The sequence below is a fragment of the Streptomyces boncukensis genome, from assembly GCF_011045075.1.
In the GTDB taxonomy this organism is placed as follows: Bacteria; Actinomycetota; Actinomycetes; order Streptomycetales; family Streptomycetaceae; genus Streptomyces; species Streptomyces boncukensis.
Map to the genome: position 1 here is coordinate 1 of NZ_JAAKZZ010000522.1, position 4,898 is coordinate 4,898.

5 protein-coding genes are annotated in these 4,898 nt (G+C 72.0%); 4 read left to right on the forward strand and 1 reads right to left on the reverse strand.

Translation table 11 applies throughout. From position 1 onward, the window contains the following. The 3 genes from G5C65_RS31125 to G5C65_RS31135 form a co-directional block, all read left to right on the forward strand. The coding region (locus tag G5C65_RS31125) for an MDR family MFS transporter (protein ID WP_478501616.1) at positions 1-1,658 on the forward strand (1,658 nt) is incomplete at its 5' end. Beyond that, positions 1,655-2,083 carry a helix-turn-helix transcriptional regulator gene (locus G5C65_RS31130; RefSeq protein WP_241266195.1) on the forward strand — a complete coding sequence of 143 codons (429 nt, stop codon included), beginning with the start codon at positions 1,655-1,657 and terminating at the stop codon, positions 2,081-2,083. The genes G5C65_RS31125 and G5C65_RS31130, both read left to right, overlap by 4 nt. A gap of 68 nt (positions 2,084-2,151) precedes the next feature. Then, positions 2,152-2,598 carry a VOC family protein gene (locus tag G5C65_RS31135; RefSeq protein ID WP_165302392.1) on the forward strand — a complete coding sequence of 149 codons (447 nt, stop codon included), beginning with the start codon at positions 2,152-2,154 and terminating at the stop codon, positions 2,596-2,598. Positions 2,599-2,679: 81 nt separating this feature from the next. On the opposite strand, the gene G5C65_RS31140 is transcribed toward G5C65_RS31135, so the two are convergent. Next, positions 2,680-3,642: an HhH-GPD family protein gene (locus G5C65_RS31140; RefSeq protein ID WP_165302393.1), complete on the reverse strand. Its 963-nt coding sequence runs from the start codon at positions 3,640-3,642 to the stop codon at positions 2,680-2,682. A 195-nt stretch (positions 3,643-3,837) separates the two neighbouring features. Between G5C65_RS31140 and G5C65_RS31145 the strand changes: the two genes are divergently transcribed. Next, the gene (locus tag G5C65_RS31145; RefSeq protein WP_165302394.1) at positions 3,838-4,752 is read left to right on the forward strand and encodes a hypothetical protein; all 915 of its coding nucleotides are present in this window, start codon (positions 3,838-3,840) and stop codon (positions 4,750-4,752) included. Positions 4,753-4,898 lie beyond the last annotated feature (146 nt).

The following is a 4,898-nucleotide window of genomic DNA, read 5'->3' on the forward strand; positions in this document are numbered from 1 at the left end:
GGGGCGGGGAGGCCGGGCGGCGCAGTCTGACTGTGGTCGTCTTCTCCCTGATGATCGCGGTCCTTCTCGCCATGCTGGACAACATGATCGTGGGCACCGCGATGCCCACCATCGTCGGCGAGCTGGGCGGGCTCGACCACCTCTCCTGGGTCGTGACGGCCTATGCGCTCACCACCGCCGCCTCCACCCCCATCTGGGGCAAGCTCGGCGACATGTACGGGCGCAAGGGCGCCTTCCTCACCTCCATCGTCATCTTCCTGGCCGGGTCGGTGACCTCGGGCGTGGCCCAGTCGATGGGGCAGCTGATCGGCTTCCGCGCGCTGCAGGGCATGGGCGCCGGCGGGCTGCTGGTCGGCGCGATGGCGATCCTGGGCGACCTCGTGCCGCCCCGCGAGCGCGGGAAGTACATGGGCATGATGGCCGGCGTCATGTCGCTGGCCATGATCGGCGGCCCGCTCGTCGGCGGCACCCTCACCGACCACCTCGGCTGGCGCTGGGCCTTCTACATCAACCTCCCGCTGGGCGCCGTCGCCCTGGTGCTGGTCACCACCGTGCTCCACCTGCCGAAGAAGGAGGGCCACGGCCGCATCGACTATCCGGGCGCCGCCCTGCTGACCACGGGCATCACGGCGGCCGTGCTGGTCGCGAGCTGGGGCGGCACGGAGTACGCCTGGGGGTCCGCGGTCATCGTCGGCCTCGCCGTGCTGGCGGTGGCGGCGCTGGCGGCCTTCCCGTTCGTCGAGCGCCGGGTGTCCGAGCCGATCCTGCCGCTGGGCGTCTTCCGCAACCGCAACTTCACGCTGGTCACCGTCATCGGCTTCGTCCTCGGCTTTGTGATGTTCGGCGCGATCACCTTCCTGCCGCTCTTCCAGCAGAGCGTGCAGAGCGCCTCGGCCACCAACTCCGGGCTGCTGCTGCTCCCCGTGCTGCTGCCGATGATGTTCGTGTCGATGCTGATCGGCCGCCGTATGACGACCACCGGCAAGTACCGCGCGTACCCGGTGATCGGCGGCACGCTGATACCCATCGGGCTGTTCCTGCTGGCGCAGATGGACGAGGACACCAGCCGCGTCACCGCCGGGCTCTACATGGCGGTGCTCGGCGCGGGCATGGGGTTCCTGATGCAGCTCACCATGCTGATCGCGCAGAACAGCGTGGAGCCGAAGGACATGGGCGTCGCCTCGTCCACGGTCACCCTGTTCCGGACGATCGGCGGTTCGCTCGGCGTCGCGCTGATGGGCACGGTCTTCGCCAGCCAGGTGAAGGACTCCATGCGGGAGAGCGCGGCCTCCGGCGGCGCGCGCGTCACCGAGGGCAGCGCCCAGCTCACGGCGGACGCGCTCGCCAAACTGCCCGCGCCGGTGCGGGACGCGTACGAGCACGCGGTGGCGGCCGGAACGAACCACGTCTTCCTGCTGGCGGCCGGGGTCTCGCTGATCTGCTTCATCGGCGGCTGGTTCATCAAGGAGGTGCCGCTCCGCGGCGGCAAGGAGTCCGAACCGGCCCCGGAGGCCCCCAAGGCCCCGGAGTCCGCGGACGCGGCGGGCTCGGCGGACGCGGCGGGCTCGGCAGACGCGGCGGGCTCGGCGGACGCGGCGGGCTCGGCGGAGCAGGAGAGCGGGCCGGTGTCAGAGGGGCGTGCCAGCATCGGAGCATGACCACTCCCGGTATGGCGCGGCTGCGGGCCCTCCGCCTCGCCAAGGACACCATGGACCGCGACTGGGCCGAGCCCTCGCTCGGCCTGGACGCGGTCGCCGCGCGGGCGGGCTATTCCCGCTATCACTTCGTGCGGGCGTTCAAGGCGGCCTATGGCGAGACGCCCGGCCAGTATCTGAGCAGGCGCCGTATCGAGCGGGCCCAGGAGATGCTGCGCTCGGCCAATCTCACGGTGACCGAGATCTGCTTCCTGGTCGGTTTCAGCGGGCTGGGCACCTTCTCCGCCCGCTTCAAGCAGCAGATCGGCTTCACCCCGAGCGAGTATCGCGCGGCGTATGCGCGCGGCGGCGCCGGGATGATTCCGGGGTGCTACGCCATGCTGTTCGCCGGCGGCTTCAAGAAGCGCAATTCCCAGGAAGCGGCCTGAGGCCCGGCTGGCTACGGTGAGGAAACCGGGTGAATTCCCGCCCAGAACCGACATTCCTGGAGTCGATCATGATTAAGGCGCTGGCCCTGGTCACCATCTGGTCCACCGATCAAGAGCGCACCGTCGCCTTCTGCACGGAGAAGCTGGGATTCGAGATCCGCAGCGATGTGGACATGGGGGCGCGCTGGGTCACGGTCGGGGTCCCCGGTCAGAACGACCTGGAGATGACGATCATGCCCACCGACGGTCCGGGCTTCGACCCCGAGTCCGCGGAGGCGCTCACCACGCTCGTGACCAAGGGCGTCCTCGGCGCGGGCGCCCTGCACACCGACGACTGCCACGGGGACTACAAGCAGCTCAAGGACCGGGGGGTCGAGTTCCTCCAGGAGCCGCAGGAGCGGCCGTACGGCACCGAGGCCATCTTCCGCGACGACAACGGCAGCTGGTGGTCGCTCACCCAGCGCCGCGAGGGCGAACTCGACTTCGACAAGCCGTGGGGCGAGCCGCCGGCGTAGTGTCCGGCCGTGCTCGCCGTGCTCGCCGTGCTCGCCGTGCTCGCCGTGCTCGCCGTGCTCGCCGTGCTCGCCGGGGGCGGATCAGGTGAGCGGCAAGCGGTAGCGGCCGCCTTCCAGCGGCTCCACCAGACCGTCCGACACGAGCCCGTCGAGCGCCCGCGCACGCTGGACGGGCTCGTGCCACACCTGGTCCAGATCCGACTGCGGCACCGGGTCCTTGGACGCGCGCAGCACGGCGAGCAGCCGCCCCCGCACCTGCCGGTCCGTCCCGGCGTACGACTGGCCGCGCCGCGCGGGCCCCTCGTGCGCGGGGGCGCCCGCGAGTTGCCAGGCGCACTGCTCGGCGATCGGGCAGCGCCCGCACTGCGGGCCGCGCGCCGTGCACACCAGCGCGCCCAGCTCCATCGTGGCCGCCGCCCAGCGGGACGCGGTCGCGTCGTCGTCCGGCAGCAGCGCGCGGGCGAGCCGGCGTTCGGCCGCGGTTGTCGCGTTCGGCGGGAACTGCTGACCGCTGACGGCCCGTGCGAACACCCGGCGCACATTGGTGTCGAGCACCGCGTGCCGCTGTCCGTAGGCGAACGAGACCACGGCCGCCGCGGTGTACTCCCCCACCCCCGGCAGCGCCAGCAACTGCGCGTGCTCGCTGGGGACCTCACCGCCGTGCCGCTCCGCTATGGCCCTGGCGGCGGCGTGCAGCCGCAGCGCGCGGCGCGGATAGCCGAGGCGGCCCCAGGCGCGGACGGCCTCGCCGGGTGCCTCGGCCGCGAGGTCCGCGGGCCGGGGCCAGCGCTCCAGCCACTCCTCGTAGACCGGCAGTACGCGGTTGACGGGCGTCTGCTGGAGCATGAACTCGCTGGCCATGACGCCCCACGCGCCCGCCTCCGGGCGGCGCCACGGCAGGTCGCGGGCGTGTGCGGCGAACCAGTCGACGACGGGGGCGTGCAGGGCGCGCGCGGACCGCACGGCGCCGTCGGCGGCATCGGCGCCGACAACGGCATCGGCGGCTTCGGCAGTGGCTGAGGAGGGATCGGTGGTCGCAGTCATCGCACGACCGATCCTGACACGCTCCTCCCCGCCGGGAAAACGCACACGCGGCGTACCGGATTTCCGTACGGTACGGAGTGGAATAGTCACGGACAGCGATCAATGCCCGTACGGACTGGCGCTCATCACAACAATTCCAGCGCGCTGCGGCGGGTACCGGCCTGCGCGGCGCCTGATGTCTCGTAAGGTTTCCGCGTGGGATCTCTGCGCAATCCGATCGGGCCGCTTCCCTCTTCCATCTACTGGCGACGGAGGGCAGTTGCCCTTGCTGTCCTCGCGCTGCTGGTCCTGCTCCTCGTCTGGCTGATCGTCTCCTCCGGGGGCGGGGACGGCTCCGGCAACGAGAGCAAGAGCGGCAGCGGCGGCGGCACCGCCAGCACCATCACTCCCGGACCGACCAAGTCCGGGCCCGTGAACAGCGACCGCCCCGGCGGGCGCGACGAGGACGACGGCGGCTCGGGCGGATCAGGGGGAGACGACGGCGAGGACGGCGGCGATTCCGGCGGTTCGGGCGGCTCCGGCGGCTCCGGGAGCTCGGACCAGGCGGGCGGCGCGGCCGGGGGCTCCGGCTGGGGCGCCGGCGGCGCTGGCTCGGCCGCCACCGGAGGCGGCAGCGGCGGCGGTGGTGGCAGTGGTGGTGGTGGCGCCGGCGGGGGCGGCGGCAGCGCGGGCAAGGGCGGCGCCCCGGTCCGGCTCCCGGTGGGCACCGGGGTGCGCGACTGCGCGGACGACGGCGTCACGCTCAAGCTGCGCAGCCTGAAGGATGCCTACGGGCCGGGCCAGAAGCCCAAGTTCGAGCTGAAGGCCGAGAACAGCAAGGGCAGCGCCTGCAAGATCGACCTGGGCCGGGGCGCGACCGTCGTCACGATCGAGAACGCCGACGGCGACAAGGTGTGGACCTCCGACGACTGCCTGCGGGAGAAGGCCCCGTTCCTGCGCCAGGTCCCGGCGAACGGCACCTCGGCCGACACGCTCACCTGGTTCGGCAAGCCCAGCGTCGCCAACTGCGGCACGCCGCCGGCCCAGCGCGCGAAGCCCGGCTCGTACGACATCGAGGTGAAGGTCAAGGGCCTGAAGAAGGCGCGGACTTCATTCGAGCTGACGAACTGAGAGCCGGCGCGCCGGGAGCGGGGGGTGCCTCTATGTCCTTCGTCAAGCGAGGCGGGGGGTTCTGGGTTCGTAGAAGGTGCCGTCGCGGAGCATCGCGAAGATGACGCTGATGCGGTGGCGGGCGAGGCGGAGGAGGGCTTGGGTGT

Coding starts and splice junctions, on each gene's coding strand:
- G5C65_RS31130 (WP_241266195.1), top strand. CDS start 1,655: ATGACCACTCCCGGTATGGCGCGGCTGCGGGCCCTCCGCCTCGCCAAG.
- G5C65_RS31135 (WP_165302392.1), top strand. CDS start 2,152: ATGATTAAGGCGCTGGCCCTGGTCACCATCTGGTCCACCGATCAAGAG.
- G5C65_RS31140 (WP_165302393.1), bottom strand. CDS start 3,642: ATGACTGCGACCACCGATCCCTCCTCAGCCACTGCCGAAGCCGCCGAT.